The organism is Streptomyces sp. NPDC107581, assembly GCF_055657175.1.
The window spans coordinates 72,975-88,389 of the sequence record NZ_JBVKBH010000003.1; the positions used below are offsets into that span (position 1 = coordinate 72,975).

Sequence of the window (15,415 nt, forward strand, 5' to 3'; positions counted from 1 at the left end):
GACGGTGGCGTGCGGGCCGGGTCCATCACGGTGTCGATCGTCACCGGGGAAGGCGACCGCCGTCGCGAACCAAGCGCCTCCGGGCGGACGTTGATCGCCGTGGCAGCCGGCGCCGGCGCGACACCTGGCGGGCGAGGCGCCGAGGCTGCTGAAGGTGCTGCGGAGGCGGACATGCGCAGGGCTCCCGGCAAGCACATGCCCGCCGGAAGGCCCTGCCATCGAGGGGCCGCCCCTGTCAGAGTGCCGCGAACTCGACGAACGCGGTCCACGCCGTGGGGTCTACGGCCAGGGCGGCGCGGGCTGTGTCTTTTGAGTCGCGGACGTGGACCGTGCCGGGGCGGGCGGCTACCTCGACGCATTCGCCGCCCGAGCCTGTGCTGTAACTGCTCTTGAACCAGGCCAACTCGGGTACCGGCTCTATGAGCTGTTTGGCGTTCATCTCTCTCCAAGCAACTTCTCGATGAGGGCCAGCGACTCGCGCGGAGTGAGCGCCTGGGCCCGAAGGATGCCGTACTGCTCCTCGATCTCCCGTACCTGCCTCCGCTCCGTGTAGAGGCGACTGTCCTTGTACGCCTCCACGTAGGCGATCCTCTGCCCTTCGTGCGTCTCGATCAAGGTGAATGGACCTTCCAACCCAGCATGCTCGTCCCGCTCGATCGGCATCACCTGGATCTCCACGTTGCGCCGGTGCCCGTGCAGCAGGATCTGCTCCAACTGGCCCTGCATCACGGCCCATCCACCCAGCGGTCGCCGCAGAACGAACTCCTCGATGACAAAGCTGATGGTGGGCATCGGGGCTCGGGAGAAGGTCTCCTGTCGTGCCAGGCGAGCCGCGACCCGCTGGTTGATGGTCTCCTCGTCCAGCAGCGGCCGCCACATGGAGAACACCGCTCGCGCGTAATCTTCCGTCTGCAACAGCCCTGGAACCGCCTTCGTCGCATACACGTGCAGGGCTGCCGCCTTGGCCTCCAACCGCGCCGCATCCCGAAAGAACGCCGGATACTGAGCGCGAGCCACCTCCTCCTTGCTCGCGCTCAACACCCCACCCGCGTCCAGCACCTCATCCGCCTGATCGATGAACTTCGGCGGCGGAATACGTCTCCCCTGCTCGAACGACGCGATCGTGGAGGCCGAGTACCCGGTCAGCGACCCGAGCTTCGCGCGATCCATCCCCGCCCGATCCCGGAACAGCTTGAGCTGCCGCCCGAACACACACAGCACGCCCGCGCCGAACTCGTACTCCGACTGCTGAACCTCGTCGTCCACGCCGCAGCTCCTCCCGTACGACCATCACGGTCAGCGGACTCCGCCCGGCCAACGCATGGTCCGGAAACCGGTCGCGCCCAACACCACGTACAAGCACACAGCCCACGTGTACAGCCCGTACCCGTCAGCGCATCACTCCTGTTCAACGCTACTCACAGTCCGCGACCGTTGACCGCATGAAGTCAGCAACTCCCCCGAACGGGCATATGCCACAGCATCCCGTCCACGACCGCGAGTTCACCATGCGCTTCACCTCAACCCCGCGCGGTGCCCGCCTGGCCCGTCGACTGGTCTCGCACCGCGTGAACGACTGGGGCCACCCCTACACGACCCCGGTCAACGAGGCACTCACACTCATCACGGCTGAACTCACCGCCAACGCCGTACGCCACGGCCATGTCCCCGGCCGGGACTTCCACCTCCAACTCGCCCTGACCGAGGGCACCTTCCGCATTGAGGTGACCGACACCCGCGCCGAGAAGCACCCCTTGCCCACTCCTCCGATCCCCGGCTCCCTGTCCGAGTCCGGCCGCGGCCTCTACCTCGTCGCCGCGCTCGCGGACGACTGGGGAGTCACTCCTCGCTCGGCCGCTCCCGGCAAGACCGTATGGGCAGAGCTGCGCGTACCGGCCGAAGGCCACCCACACACGCATCAGGTGGCCCCTCGTCCGGGAGACTCGGCATCGGCGTACGGGCACAACACCGAGTCGTTTACGGCTACTTCTTCACAGCTGCGCGGCGGCCTCGGGTTGCGGCCTGGGGACGCCAGTTACGGAGATCGTCGTCGGTGAGTCCGTGCTCGCCCTGCTTCTGCTGGCGGTAACCAGCGAAGAAGTCCGCCGGGGAGCCGCTGTAGAGCATGTCGAACTCGTTGTGCCACTGCGACAGCCACGGCTGGAGTTCCAGCAGGCCAGCGAGGAACGGCGTGATCTCCTCGGTCGACAGCGCGGTGTTGGTGAAGTACGTGGCGAGCGCCTGCGCCCGCTCCCGGTGATCCCAGCCGGCCCACCCGTACAGCTCGGGGGTGGCGGCATTGGTCTCCCCATAGGAGATGAACCGCTCTTTGGGCACGTCGAGCTTGCCGCGCGCCTTCCAGTAGGAGGGGCGGAGGAAGTCGGCGGAGGTGTACTTCGGCGGTACGGGGATGGAGTCCCGGATCTTTCGCTTGGCGGGCTCGTCGGGTGCGGCGTCCTCCTTGCGCTGGAGGTCCCACACCTCTTCCCAGTCGGCGCGCTTCTTCATACCGGAGGGCTTATAGCGCAGGGCGGAGAGGAACGGCACGTGCTCGTCGGTGATCAGCTCGGCGACGACCTTCGCAAGTTCCTTGCGCGGCGCGTAGAGATTGGCGACGGAGACGAAGTCCTCGTCACGGGAGAGGGCGTCGGTGAGGCGGGCCAGGGTGAGGATCGTGGGCTGACCGTTCTCGTCGAACCAGAGGTCACGGTTCTCCATACGGTCGAGCAGCCAGGAGCGGAGGGCCTTCTCCTGGAGGGCGTCCCAGCCTTCGGTGGCCCAGCGTCGCTTGTACTCAGAGCGCTCGACCATGCCGATGGCGCGGTTCGACTCGATCGCGTCAATGCGCTTTTGGACGATCTCGCGGTAAGCGGCAGGCCAGTGAGCAGGGATCTCCGTGATGAGAGTGGAGTCGTTTCGCCTGAACCACTCATCGCTGGCTTCGCCTGCTTCAACTCGGCGAGCCAGGACGATTTCGAAGGCACGCTCACCGAAGGCGAGTGCGGGGATGTTGGGGTCCTCAGGTTCCTCGGAGACGCGGAGGTCTTCAGAGTGAAGGTTATAGAGGGCGTAGACCTGCCAGTCCAGCTCTTCCTGGAGAGCGGTCATTCGGGCGCGAATGGAGTGCCAGGCAGCGCCGGACTCTCGAAGGGCGAGGGCGGTTGGGATTGCATTAGCCGTGAGGAAGGATGGGCTCGTATCAGAGAGTCGCTGGGCGAGAGCGTCGATGGCGGCGGCAAGGACGGCCGTATAAGGTTTGGGAAGTGGGAACTCCTGGAGCTTCGTGCCTGTGAACTCATAGTGCACCATCCACTGTTCAGGCACCCAGCGATTACCGCCACCACTGGAATTATCCATGCCACCTTTAGCTTGGCTCACCATTTTAAGCCAGAAGCATGCAGCAGAGCTATTCAGCAATCCAAGGACTTGCAGACGCTGCTCCTCACTCGCTCCTTCGTTCAGCTTGACCACCGGTGCGGACTGCTTGAAGACCTTTCCGCCTCGATCCAACACGAAATGATTCAGCCGCGAAACAAATGAAAAGGTAATTGAATATGGGTCTCGGTGACGATCCGCAAACAGCATGCCCAGGTCAAACCAGCGAAGTCCGCGCTCCTCCGGAACTCTCCCGAAATAGAGACGTCGCCGGAGATTGGTTCGACAGGGCCAGAGGTACCTCATAGCCTGCGGGCTGAGATCCCGTTCCTTGCCATCCCAGCTCCTCGGCATGATTACGTGCTGAGGCGAGTTGATCGAGTAGTCACGAACCTCATCCCCATTGACCAGGTAGACGCAATCAGCAGCGAATCCTAGGCGCGACGAAACTTCTGCGGGCAACAGAAAAGCGTCATCCTCCAGCGTGAGCGCTGTCATGCCAATGGCGGCCGATTCTTGGGCGAGAGATGTGACTGCCGAACGAGATAGTCCTTCGACCATTTCCAGGCCGCCATCGGCCAGGATCCAAGGCTGCTTACCGAAATAGCGATGCCGCTCTAGATCGTCCACGGAAATCCACTGGCTTACAGAGCCCGGCTCATCAATTTGTTTGACGATTGCCTGCCATACGTTTCCGTCTTCTGGGCTTAGCGGAGCTGTGGGTTCGCCTTGGACACTACGCGCGGTGCGGACGGTCTCCGCCCTCCCGGCACCGCCTCGACGCTTTCCCACCAGGATGACCGTCGGCGTCCCATGCCCAGGGATGTATGCCCCAGAAGTGTCAATTACCTCCGTCAACTCAACTTCATGACCGAAGTACGTCTCAATCAGCCGGGTACCAAACTCACGCTTCATGAATGAGTTCGCCGTAATCTGTCCGACCATACCGTACCCGAGACCGCTCTTAGCGTCCCCTACCCCCGCCAACTCGAAGAACCTCTGAGCAAACGGCACCGACAGGGCGTACTTCCCCGCGCAAGCGTCATACAACCCACGATAAAGCTCGTTGAGCTTCTTGTCTTTAACCGTGATGTACGGCGGATTCCCCACCACCACGTGATATCGCCCCGGCCGCAGGATGTCCGGATACTCATGCACGTCCTCTGTCTCGTATTTGAAGTCGGCAAGTTCGTCCGCAACCTCCTCCAGTCCATCGAACAAGTTGCCCTGCCTGTGCCGGTGCTTGATTAGTGAATCTCCCACCGCTAGGTGAATTGGCCACTCATATTTGGCCGCCTCCGCCAGGGTCCGCACACCACCCGCCGCCATAGCCGCAACCAGCAACCGGAACCGCGCGATAGCCACCGCGAACGGGTTGATGTCCACCCCATGCACCGAGTCCAGCGCAGCCCGCACCCGCTCGTGCACGTCCTTCCCCGGCTGCCCCTCCCCCCACAGCCGCACCAACCGCCGAAACGCCCCCAGCACAAAGTGCCCCGACCCACACGTAGGGTCGATCATCTTCAATTCCTCGTAGCCGAACTCCCGCACCGCCGGATTCATAGTCCGGTCAAGGATGAACTCCTCAACAAACTCCGGCGTCTGAAGCAGCGCATACGTCTTCCGCGCAGCCTCGCTCAAGTCCTGGTACAGGTCCCCCAGGAACCGCGTGTCCCATCCCTCCGTGCCGTCCTCGTTCAGCGGGTCGGTGAAGTCGTGGACGAGGACGCCCGCCTCGTCCCTCCCCCGCCAGAACTCGACCAGCTCTCGCGCACCATCATGCGAAACCGGCACCTGATACAGCGGGTTGTGCCGCTTGTCAAAAAGCAGCCGTCCCGCCTGCCCCTGCCCCAGCTCCTCGAACGCCTTCTCCAGCCACCCCCGGTACGTCGGGTCGTCGTCCGACTCCACATACGCGTCGTACCGAGACTCCGCCAGCTCCCGCCGGTCACCGTCCGGCCCCGTCAGGTACGGCTCGGGAATCAGCCGGTTGTCCTCGCAGAACCGTACGAACACAGTGCCCAGCACCCACGCCACCGCGACCTGCGTGACCCGCTCGTCCAGCCACGAGGTCCACGTCGCCGCCGTACGCCCCAGCTTGCGCGCCTGGTCGTACTCGGCCCTCAGCCGCGCACCGACATCCCCCAGCACCTTCACCTGTCGCCCGAGGTCGGTCTCGACCGCCTTGACCTGCTGCTTCAGGTCGTCCAACAGAGCCTTGCGGTCGATCACTTCGCGTCTCCCTCGACACCACTGGCACTAGTAACAACCTCACCGGACCCACGGTGTGCGTTACCCACCCACGTGTCCGGAAGCTGAATCCACTCCCCCAGGCCGGCCTGGTACGGCACAGCCACCTGCCCGAGCCGGGGCTCACGCAACGGGTCACTCTGCGGGACCAGGAGCCACAGCCCCCGTCCGCCCCGCCGGGCCGCCGATGCCAGCCGGTCCAGGACGCCCATCGCGTCGTACCGCGCGAACACCCCGGCCTCCGTCAGCAGCACAGGACCGGCCCCGCCACCGCCGTGACCCAGAAGCTCCGCAACCCGGGGCTCCACCGTGCCCCACGCCGTCCGCACGTACTCCGCGAACCGCACCGCACCCTTCGAACCCGGCTCGGCCGCGTCCGCCTTCAGCAGGGTCTCCCAGGTCGGCTTCGTGCCCGGAGTGACCTGCGCGTGCAGGGCCTCCAGGAACAGCTCCGTCACCGACAACGCATCCGCGCCCAGCCGCTCGGCCCCCAGTTCCCGCACCGCGTCCCGCACCAACTGCTGCCGGACGGTCAGCACTCGGTACCCGTCCCGCCGAGCCGACGCCAGCAGCCGTTCCTCCGCGCGCACCGCGCCCGCGAGCTGCGGGTCGTCGGCGTACCGCGTCACCGCACCCGTACGCGTCGACTGCCGCCACGCACCCGTCGTGAGGTAGCTGGACGCGTCGTCCACCCGCGTCGGCAGGTAGCGCAGGGTGCCCGTGTCGTCGCGCATGTTGAGCGACAGCTCGAAGCCCGCGTCCCGCAGGGCCTTGGTCAGCGGGCCGGCCGTCGGCAGTTCGTGGGAGGCGCCACCCCGGCCGTCCATCACGACCAGCTCAGGGAAGCGAGCGCGCACCCGCTCGTGCACGTCCTCGCCCGTCAGACCCGGCTGCCGCCCCTCCGGCACTCCCGGAATCCAGCGCACAAGCCCTGCCTGCGTGAGCCGCAACGCCCTGACCAGCGACAAGTCACGCGGATAGATCTCCAGACGCGGAGTGGCCGCGGCGTTCACCGACGCCGCAGCCGCCAGCTCCACCATCCGCCGCTCGTCCCACTCCACCGCCCCCGGCGGCACCGTCAGCGCGCCCAGCTCGGCCAGCACGGTCGCCGCCGTCGGCAGGGTGTCCAGCCTCGCGAGCCGATCAGCCGTCTTGCCGAGACGCGTCGCGTACTCCAGCAGGCCCGGCGCAGTGGGAGTGTCCGGGCCGTCGATCTCCCTCACATCAAGGGCAAGCAGGCCTGCCCCCAGGGACTCGTCCGTCGCCTTGCGGTTCGGCTGGTGCTGGAACTCCGCCTCCTGCGGCACCAGTTGCTCGACCTCGACCACAGCCCGTACGGCCGCCAGCGCCATCGCCCGCCGCTGCTCACGCCCCGCGAGATGTGTGCCGCGCCGGACGGCCAGGGCATCCGCGATCTCCACCGCCGAAGCGACCCGGCCCATGCTCACCAGCAGGTCGACGATCTCCTCGCGCAGCGCCTGGACGGAGGGCTCCGCCTTCCAGCGCTTGCGCTCCTCCTTGAGCATCTGCGGGATACGGCCGTGGCTCAGCCCGAGGCCCTCCGCGACGTCCTTCTGCTTCGGCCAGACGCCGATGTCCGGCAGCACCCCGTGCTCGTCGGGCAGGCGCAGCAACAGCCGCACCATCTCCGCCTTGTTGCGGTTGGAGCCGTTGTTGTTGACGGCGGGCACGAAGACGGTGGCGAGGGTGTCGAGGCTGACCGAGCGCAGCGTGCGGGCGGGCAGCGTGCCCGCCGAATCGCCCGTCGCGAGGTGGCCCACCAACGCCGACTCGGCGGCGGTGAGCTGGTCCAGCTCCTCCTTGGCCTCCGCCCGTCCCTTGGGCGTCAGCGGGGATACGGGCGCCTCCCGCAGCCGCTCGCCCCACTCGCGCTGCCGCTGCTGGACCTCGTTGCGGGTCTTGGCACCCAGTCCAGGTGCGTTGACGAGCTTGCGGCGGCTGTAGTCCAGCAGTTCGCCGACCGTCGTGATGCCCAGGCCGTACAGGAACGACTGGGCAGCCGGCGTAAGACCGGAGACGGTCAGCGGAGTGTCCCGCGTGACCTCGGCGGCCAGCCGGTCCCGCTGCTGCTCGGCGCTCTCCGGCTCGGCATCCGCGATCGCCGCGGCGGCGGCGCCCTGTGCAGGCAGCGTCTCCGCCGCCGCCGTAGCCGCCGGGGCCGACGCGCGGGTGCGGTGGCTGGACGGGACCGTCTGGGAGGCGTCGAGGAAGACCTTGCGCCAGGCGTCCCGCATCGGCTTCAGCTCGGGGTACCGCTTGCCGGCGTCGCGGTGCAGGGCCTTCTGGAAGAAGGCGACGAGACCGTCCCGTACGGCCGGGTCGAAGGCCTCGGCCGCGATGGTCGGGTACGGCCACTCCTTCGCGTCGGTCATGCGCGGCAGGACGCTGCCGTCGCCCCACTTGGGCAGCTCGCCGGAGGCCATCTGGTGCAGGGTGACGGCGACGGCGTACCGCTCGGCGTGCGAGTCGTACGAGCCGCGGGTGATGACGTCGACGAAGGGGTCGAGGTAGCCGTCGGTGCCCGCGTTGGTGCTCTTCGCCGGGTAGCCGGCGAGGGAGAAGTCGATGAGGACGAGTTCGCGGGTGCGGTTGGGGCGGATGCGGATGGCGATGTTGTCGGGCTTGATGTCGCGGTGCCAGACGCCTTCGCCCTCCAGGAAGTCGACGGCTCCGAAGAGGTAGTCGCCGTACGCCTCAAGCTGGTCGACCTGGAGGCGGCCGTTCTCGCGGAGCTGTCGGGCGACGGTCTCCTCACGGCGGCGCGGGCGTCCGCCGCCCTCGGTGCTCTGTCCGTTGTCGTCGCGCTCGTCGCCGACGTATTCCAGTGCCAGGACGGTACGGCCGCCGAGGTGCAGCGGCTCGGGTTCGACGAGGCGGATGATGCCGGAGTGGGGGCGCAGGCGTCCCATGGCCTCGGCCTCGCGGGCGAGGATCTCGCTGCGGCTGTCGGAGAGGGCGACCTTCAGCACGGCCAGCGGGCGGGTCTTGCGGGCTTCGGCCTGAAGGTCGCGGACGAGGAAGGCGCGGCTGGTGGAGCCGGTGCCGAGGCGGCGGCGGATCTCCCACCGGCCGGCGAGCAGGTCACCGGCGACGGCCTCCAGCGGGTCCTTGTCGGTGGCGGTTCCGTCGTCCTCGTCGCCCGGCTCCTCCGTAGCGGTGGCCGCCGGGGCCGGGGCGGTGAGGGAGTCCTCGACGACCTCCAGCAGCTCCAGGAACTCGTCCACGCTGGACAGGCGCTGACCAGGCCGGTAGGCGGTGGCGGCCTGCACCAGGTCGTCCACGTCCTCCGACAGTCCGTCCACCAGGGAGCTGGGGCGCAGGCCCTCCCCCGCCTCCAGGCGGGCGAGCAGCTCTGCCTGGCTGGCGGCCGGGGCCTTGCCGGTGACCAGCAGGTAGGTGAGGACGCCGAGCCCGTACACGTCGAGGTGGACCGGGTCGGGGTTGAGGGCGGTGAGTTCGGGAGCGAGGTAGGCGTCGGCGTCGTCGGCCAGGTGCATCGCGGACAGGGCGGTCGGCGCGAAGCGGGTCATGCCCTGGCCCTGGGAGGAGTCACCGCTGCGCTGGGTGGCGATCTGCCAGTCGGAGATCTGGAGGTGCGGGGTGAGCCAGGCGGCCTCCTCCCCCACGGCCCGGCCCTTCCTGCCGCGCGGCCGGGGAACGACGAGCACGGAGCGGGCGGCGAGCGCCCGGTGGTGGATACGGCTGGAGTGCGCGGAGCGCATGGTCTCGGCGAGCTGGCGTACCAGCGCCATCCGCCCGAGGATGTCCAGCTTCTCGCCGTACTGGACCAGGTACTCGTCCAGCTTCAAGGTGTCCGGGTGGTAGTCGAAGATCAGCGCGGGGCCGGCGGTGTGCCCGGAGGGGAAGTACTGCTTGAGCTCGACCACGCCCGGGTGCCTGAAACGGCCCAGCACCGCGGCCTCGCGCCGGGCTGCGTTCTCGACGGACTGGCGCAGGGAGGCGTCGGAGCCACGTTCGCTGAGATAGATGCGGACGCGGGCGGCCTCGGGGAGGTCGCTGTGGCGGGCGAGGTAGTCCGCCCACGTGGGACCGGAGTCGAAGGACTTCCGCTGCAGCTCGTACGGGCCGACCTTGTACTGCGCGTCGCTCTTGCGGATGCCGATGTTGTTGAGGGCCGCCTCGATCTCGCGCGAGCCGATCGCGGTGATACGGCGCCGCTCGTCACGCGGGGGCTGCCCCAGCATCTCGACGAGCTGGTGGACGGTGTGGACGCCGTTCTGGTCGTGGGCGGGCAGCCGTACGCGGAGGCTGCTGTCCGTGAAGCAGACGGCCTCCGCGACCCAGACCCGCTTGCCGCCGGGCAGCGCGAGCAGGCCGGCCAGTTCCTTGGCCTTGCGGTTGACCAGGTGCAGCGGGTTGCCGTGCGTACGGCGGCGGCCACCGGGAGTGGTCTGCACCCAGGTGCCGTTCTCGGACGTGACCGAGCCGTGCCAGTCCTTCAGCTCGATCATGCAGACACCGCCGGGGGCCACGACCAGCAGGTCGACCTCGCGGACGTGGCCGGTGTTGGCGGTGAAGGTGAAGTTCGACCAGGCACGCCAGGGGTCGGAGTCCAGCAGCTTCTCCCGGATCGCGTCCAGGCCGCGGCGCTCGTGATCGAACTCGGACTCGGTGACCGTGACCCACCGGCCTTCCCGCATGCCTGTTCCCCGCTCCTCGTGTCCCGCAAGGGCGACCGTTCCCCGTGGTCAGACCCTTGACGCAGATCCTAGTGGCTGGCCGTGCCATGAAAAGAGACGGTGAAGGACGGAAGTACGGGACGTTCTCCCCATATTGCCCGACTCCGGTGACTCGTGGTGCGCGCACCACCAATATCCTGGAGTCCCGCCAACGCCTTCAGGTGAAAAAGCGCAAACTCCACACAGCCGATGTCATCGTGATCGACGCCGTCCAGTCCGGCGCCATCACGTCCGGTGCCATCGCGTCCGGTGCCCGGGGGAAGACACCGCAGCGTCCGAAATCGATCTACATCAACTGGCGCGTGCACTACCGTGGTTACCCGCTGCGCACCTTCCCGGAGGGTACGTCGGCGGTGTTCCAGGTGCCGGTCCTCGGCGATGAGCGACGAGTGGTTTCCACCGCGTGTTGCACGTGGTGTGACTGCGGATGCCCGGTAGGGCGATCCCTGCCATTCCCAGCTCACGCTCAGGAGTGGAAACCGATGAACCCCGTTGAGTACAAGCTTGCACGTCGTGACCGGATTCGTCAGATTCTGGTCGACGTCACGGTGGGAGTCGTCACCAATCTGCTGGTGACGGCCCTTACCGTGGCAGCACGCCTGGTCTTCTGACCGGCAGGTGGCGGGCCCGGGAGCCCGCCACTCCACCTACCGGCCCACCGTTTCAGAACAGACGCATCTCTCCGGGCGGAGTGTCCTTCTTCTGACGCTTTCTGCGACGGCGCCGTCCCCGGCCGGGACGGGGCAGATGTGGCTGTCGCGCCTGCTCCGGCAGGTTCTCCCAGGTGGGTCGCAGACCGTGGATCTCGACGTCGCCGACGAGCCCTTTCAGGTAGTCCCGGGTCTCCTCGTCCGTGGAGTAGAGCACGGTCGCCCGGCTCGCCCGGGTCATCAGCACGTGGTAGGCGTGCCGGACGAGTCGGGCGAACTCGTCGTCGTCCACGCTCTTCGGCTTCACCTTGGGATCGAACGACCCGGGAACGGCGACCCGCTTGACGCCCGCCTCCTTGTCCGCCCGCTCCTTGCCCCGGCGGAACACCCAGCGGTCGCCCCGGCGCACCATGTCCTCGCCCATGATCACGCCGCACCAGTCCCACTCCAGGCCCTGCGCGGTGTACACACAGCCGATCTGGCCGAGGCCGTTCTCGTGCACGGACCAGATCTTGGAAGGCGGGACGGTCTTGTTCTCGCAGAAGGATTCGCTGTCCGCGTTCCACGGCCGGTGCCAGTCACCGATCCGGACGTCGGGTTCGAGTCGCTTCTCCTTGCCCAGGGGTTTCGTCCAGGGCCAGCAGTATCCGGCGACCATGCGCGCGGATGCTCCCGCCCCGGCCTCGGAACGGATGATCCGCTCGAGTTCCTCGGGGCTGTCCACGACCTCGACGTGCATCAGTCCGTCAGGGGTCCACAGCTCAGGCTCCGCGTCCGACACCCCCAGCGCGCCTCGCACCCAGCGGATGTAGGCGTCGCTGCCGCCGCACCGGAACTGTTCCCGCAGGCGGCAACGGACAAGGTGGGCGTCGTAGCGCCGTGCCGCGTCCTCCACCAGAGCGGCGGTGCCGACCTCCTGCGGGCGAACGGACTGACCCTCGTCGAGGAAGAACACCGTCAGGCGGGAGGCGTCGAGGAGTTCGTCCACCTGAGGCTTGGTGCCCCAGTCCTCGGGTTTCCAGAAGCGGTTGGTGGAGCGTTCGCGCAGACGATGGGCCTCGTCGCAGATCAGCACGTCCAGAGGCGGGTCGGGCGGAGTGACGAAGTTGCTGAAGTAGGTGAAGGTCTCCTTGAACTCACGGTCGCCGTAACCGACATGCTCCTGCAGGGCGCCGTTGAAGGCCCTGCTACCGCTCGCGTACTTGACCGTGCGGCCCTCCGCCTCCAGTTCAGCCTTGAGCTGGAGGCCGATGGCGCTCTTGCCCGTGCCGGCACCGCCCGTGACGAGGAACACCACCCGTCGCTCGTCAGGGAGGAGCGCGGGCTGCAGAGGATCGGGAAGCACCTTGGCAGCCGTGTCGAGGATCTGGTCAGCGACCTTCTTCTGCCGGCCGCGCAGGGTGAAGACCGTGTCCTCGCCGCTGGAGCGGATCATGGCGTCGAGCAGCGGGGTATTGCGCAGTCCCATGCTCCGTAGCAGGATCTCGGCCGCCGAGTCGGCGCCGTCGGCGGCGAAGCTGCTCCGCAGGTCCGACAGCAGTTGGGCACGGCGGTCGTTCGTGTAGACACGGGCGTAGGAACCGGTCGGCGCGTCCACGCCGACCAGTGGGAGCACCGAGGCGTCGGTGGCGTTGTGCAGATAGGCGAAGCCGCCGCACTCGAAGTCCAGTCCGTACAGCGGACCTCTGTCACTCGTGAACGCCTCGTAGTACTCGCGCAGTTGCAGCGCGGGATGCTTCTTCTCCCCCATGCCGGGGACATGCACCAGCTCCGCGGTGGCTCGCTCCACCCGGGTCACCGTCGACCACCGCTTCAGCTCGACGAGTTGGACGGACAGCCCGTTCTCTTCGGGATGATGCCCCACGAGGACGACGTCGATGAGCCGCGGGTCCCCGGCGCGGTCGGTCTCGTCGAGCGTGGCCGCGCACTCGACGACCATCTCGACGTTCCCGCGGTCGGCGGCGACCAGGTCCTCGGCAAGATGTACCAGGCTCTCTGCCCAGGCGGAACGTTCGGTCAACGAAGCGTCGGTGCTGAGGAAGTGCTTCCACCTCGCGGCGAGGTGGGGCACCATACGGCGTCTTGAGTTCAGGTTGAGCAGATCCCGCGCTGCCAGTTTCAGCAGGAGCATGGACACGAGGTGGATCCCCCAGGGCACGAGTGACTCGTGCGGATGGGGGCATGTCCACGTGGGGAAGCCCGTCGGACCGCAATGACGTCTGGGATCTTAAAGAAGTGATCACCTTCCCGGCGCATATGACACGTCGGTCGGCTGGAAGCACGGACATCATGGCCGGATATCACGCGCTCACCGCCGCAGCAGGGGCTCCTCGATCCCAGCAGGCCGTGGCTTCGGTCGACCGGACACCAGTTCCCGTAGCTTCTCCCGGGTCTCCGAATCGGTCGAGTACACGATCGTGCCGACCATGCCCCGCGTCAGCAGCACCTTGTAGGTGTTCCGGATGAGACGGTCCACATCGGTGTCCGGTGTGGACTTCTTGAAGACCGGGTCCTTGGACGCGGTGCGGTCGGTGATCCAACGGTCACCCCGCCAGACCAGGTCCGGGCCGATGATGACGCCGGACCAGTCGTACTCGAACCCCTGGGCCGTGTAGACGCAGCCGATCTGGCCGAAGCCCGCAGGGTCGGTGGCCCACAGCGCGGACGGGGGCGCGCCGGAGACCGACCGGTCCCCGCGCAGGTTCCAAGGCCTGGCCCAGCCCCCGATGACGACGTCGGCGGGCAGTGGATCGCCGGGCTTGGGCTCGGGGGACCACCGCCAGCAGTAGCCCGCGGACATCCGGGCGCCGTATTTCTCGGCGCGGCGGGCGTCGAGGAACGCCTCCAGTTCCTCAGGGCTGTCGGCGACCAGCAACTGCATGCGGTCGTCGGGCTCCCACACGACCGGCCCGCCGGGCTCCAGGCCGAGGAGCCGGACCACCCAGCGCAGGTAGGCGTCGCTGCCTCCGCAGCGGAACTGGCTGTCCAGGGGGACGACATGGCAGTCGATGCCCCGTCCGGCCGCGGCCTCACGGATTTCGTCCACGGTGCCCATCTCACCGGGACGCACCACCTGGTGCTCGTCGAGGAAGAAGACCGGCACGTGGGCGACGTCGATGAGTTCGTCGATCTGTGCCCTGCCGGTCCGCAGTGCCGCGCGGGTGTAGCGGTTGGCGGAGGTCTCCCGGATGCGGTGCGCCTCGTCACAGATCAGGGCACCCAGGCTGTTCTTCTCCGTGGTCATGAAGCTGTTGAAGTACTTGAAGAGATCCTGGACTTCCCGTTTCCGGGAGCCGGCCACCTTGCGCATCGTCTTGGTGAACGACTGCGAGCCGGTCGCGTGGACCGCGGCCACACCCCTCCGGTACAGCTCGCCGAGCAGTTGGAGCGCGATCACGCTCTTCCCGGTACCGGGGCCGCCAGTGACGATGACGACTTCCTTGTGATCGGCGCGCTTCGCTCTCTCCACCGCGTTGAGCACCATGCGGTAGGCGACCTGCTGCTCGTCGAGGAGGACGAACTGCTGTCGCTCCCTCACTTCCTGGGCTGCCACGGACATCAACTGCTTCGACGGCACGGTGGCGCCCGCGAGCAGTTCGTCGGCCGCATGAGCACCGGGGTGCTTGTCGCTCAGCTTCGACCGGAGGTGGTCCAGGAACGCACCGCGACGCTCCCCTGTGAAGAGCCGTCCCTGCCCGTCACGCTCGATCTCCCGCAGCCCCGCCACGCCGAACTCGGTGGCGTTGTGCAGGAAGGCCACTCCCTGGATCCGCTCGCCGTGCCCGGCCACCGCGCCATTGAAGTTGACCAGGTAGTCGCAGTATCGCCGCACCTGCTCGATCGGGTTGAGCACGGGGTGCGCGTAGGCGTCGACATGGCACAGGGTGGGGTCGTCCTCGTGCGGAGCCGCCTGGCTCCACTGCTTCAGCTCCACCACGACGTAGGACGGATCCTGCGTGACCGGGTGCACTCCGGCGAGGACGACGTCGGCGCGCTTGCTGTTCAGCGGGAGCGCGTACTCCAGCATGACTTCCACGTCGCCCAGGCCGGCGTCGTTGAGTGCGGCGGCCAGGACGGGGATGCTGCGCTCCCAGGAACGCGCCTCCGAGGCGCTGGGCCGATAGCCGTGCATGTGGACGAACTGGTCTGTGAGGTGCAGGAACAGCGAACCGTCGAGTGCCATGACGGCGACCGTTTTCGCGGACGCGCGGAACAGCAAGGACTTCCCCCAGGCAGCACGAAGTGACACGTGCGGGTGGGGGCGTGTCCTTCGAGACTCCACCGGGGTGGAGCGGAAGCCCGTCGGGCCGCGTTGACGATGTGTCTGAGGGTACCTGGCGGTACTGGCAGTCCTACCGATGGGCGCAGTGGGGGCAGCGGACGCCGTGCCCGGTCTCCCCTACCGGAGTGCACGGCCTC

8 protein-coding genes are annotated in these 15,415 nt (G+C 67.5%); 2 read left to right on the top strand and 6 right to left on the bottom strand.

The window, feature by feature from the left end; genetic code table 11:
* Nucleotides 1-235 precede the first annotated feature (235 nt).
* Together ACZ7P3_RS07105 and ACZ7P3_RS07110 are read right to left on the bottom strand one after the other, a co-directional pair.
* Nucleotides 236-439 carry a DUF397 domain-containing protein gene (locus tag ACZ7P3_RS07105; protein WP_472079566.1) on the bottom strand — a complete coding sequence of 68 codons (204 nt, stop codon included), beginning with the start codon at nucleotides 437-439 and terminating at the stop codon, nucleotides 236-238.
* Nucleotides 436-1,266 (bottom strand): helix-turn-helix domain-containing protein, encoded by an 831-nt coding sequence (locus tag ACZ7P3_RS07110; RefSeq protein ID WP_472079568.1) that lies wholly within the window; start codon nucleotides 1,264-1,266, stop codon nucleotides 436-438. The genes ACZ7P3_RS07105 and ACZ7P3_RS07110 overlap by 4 nt, the downstream gene beginning before the upstream one ends.
* Nucleotides 1,267-1,472: 206 nt before the next feature.
* Between ACZ7P3_RS07110 and ACZ7P3_RS07115 the strand changes: the two genes are divergently transcribed.
* On the top strand, nucleotides 1,473-2,057 hold the full coding sequence (locus ACZ7P3_RS07115; RefSeq protein WP_472079570.1) for an ATP-binding protein: 585 nt from the start codon (nucleotides 1,473-1,475) through the stop codon (nucleotides 2,055-2,057).
* Here ACZ7P3_RS07115 and pglX read toward each other — a convergent pair.
* Together pglX and pglW are read right to left on the bottom strand one after the other, a co-directional pair.
* The gene (gene pglX / locus ACZ7P3_RS07120) at nucleotides 1,984-5,607 is read right to left on the bottom strand and encodes a BREX-2 system adenine-specific DNA-methyltransferase PglX (protein ID WP_472079571.1); all 3,624 of its coding nucleotides are present in this window, start codon (nucleotides 5,605-5,607) and stop codon (nucleotides 1,984-1,986) included. The two genes, ACZ7P3_RS07115 and pglX, sit on opposite strands and share 74 nt — an antisense overlap.
* Nucleotides 5,604-10,307, bottom strand: coding sequence for a BREX system serine/threonine kinase PglW (pglW, locus tag ACZ7P3_RS07125; protein ID WP_472079572.1), 4,704 nt, complete (start codon nucleotides 10,305-10,307; stop codon nucleotides 5,604-5,606). Before pglW ends, pglX begins: the two co-directional genes overlap by 4 nt.
* A gap of 200 nt (nucleotides 10,308-10,507) precedes the next feature.
* On the opposite strand from pglW, the gene ACZ7P3_RS07130 reads away from it, so the two are divergent.
* Nucleotides 10,508-10,957, top strand: coding sequence for a DUF6408 family protein (locus ACZ7P3_RS07130; RefSeq protein ID WP_472079574.1), 450 nt, complete (start codon nucleotides 10,508-10,510; stop codon nucleotides 10,955-10,957).
* Between the two features lie 52 nt (nucleotides 10,958-11,009).
* On the opposite strand, the gene ACZ7P3_RS07135 is transcribed toward ACZ7P3_RS07130, so the two are convergent.
* Entirely contained in the window at nucleotides 11,010-13,127 is a 2,118-nt protein-coding gene (locus tag ACZ7P3_RS07135; RefSeq protein ID WP_472080289.1) for a DUF2075 domain-containing protein, read from the bottom strand.
* A 177-nt stretch (nucleotides 13,128-13,304) separates the two neighbouring features.
* A complete protein-coding gene (locus ACZ7P3_RS07140; protein WP_472079575.1) occupies nucleotides 13,305-15,215 on the bottom strand; it encodes a DNA/RNA helicase domain-containing protein in 1,911 nt (636 codons plus the stop codon).
* Nucleotides 15,216-15,415: the final 200 nt, after the last annotated feature.

Coding starts and splice junctions, on each gene's coding strand:
- ACZ7P3_RS07105 (WP_472079566.1), bottom strand. CDS start 439: ATGAACGCCAAACAGCTCATAGAGCCGGTACCCGAGTTGGCCTGGTTC.
- ACZ7P3_RS07115 (WP_472079570.1), top strand. CDS start 1,473: ATGCCACAGCATCCCGTCCACGACCGCGAGTTCACCATGCGCTTCACC.
- pglW (WP_472079572.1), bottom strand. CDS start 10,307: ATGCGGGAAGGCCGGTGGGTCACGGTCACCGAGTCCGAGTTCGATCAC.
- ACZ7P3_RS07135 (WP_472080289.1), bottom strand. CDS start 13,127: ATGCTCCTGCTGAAACTGGCAGCGCGGGATCTGCTCAACCTGAACTCA.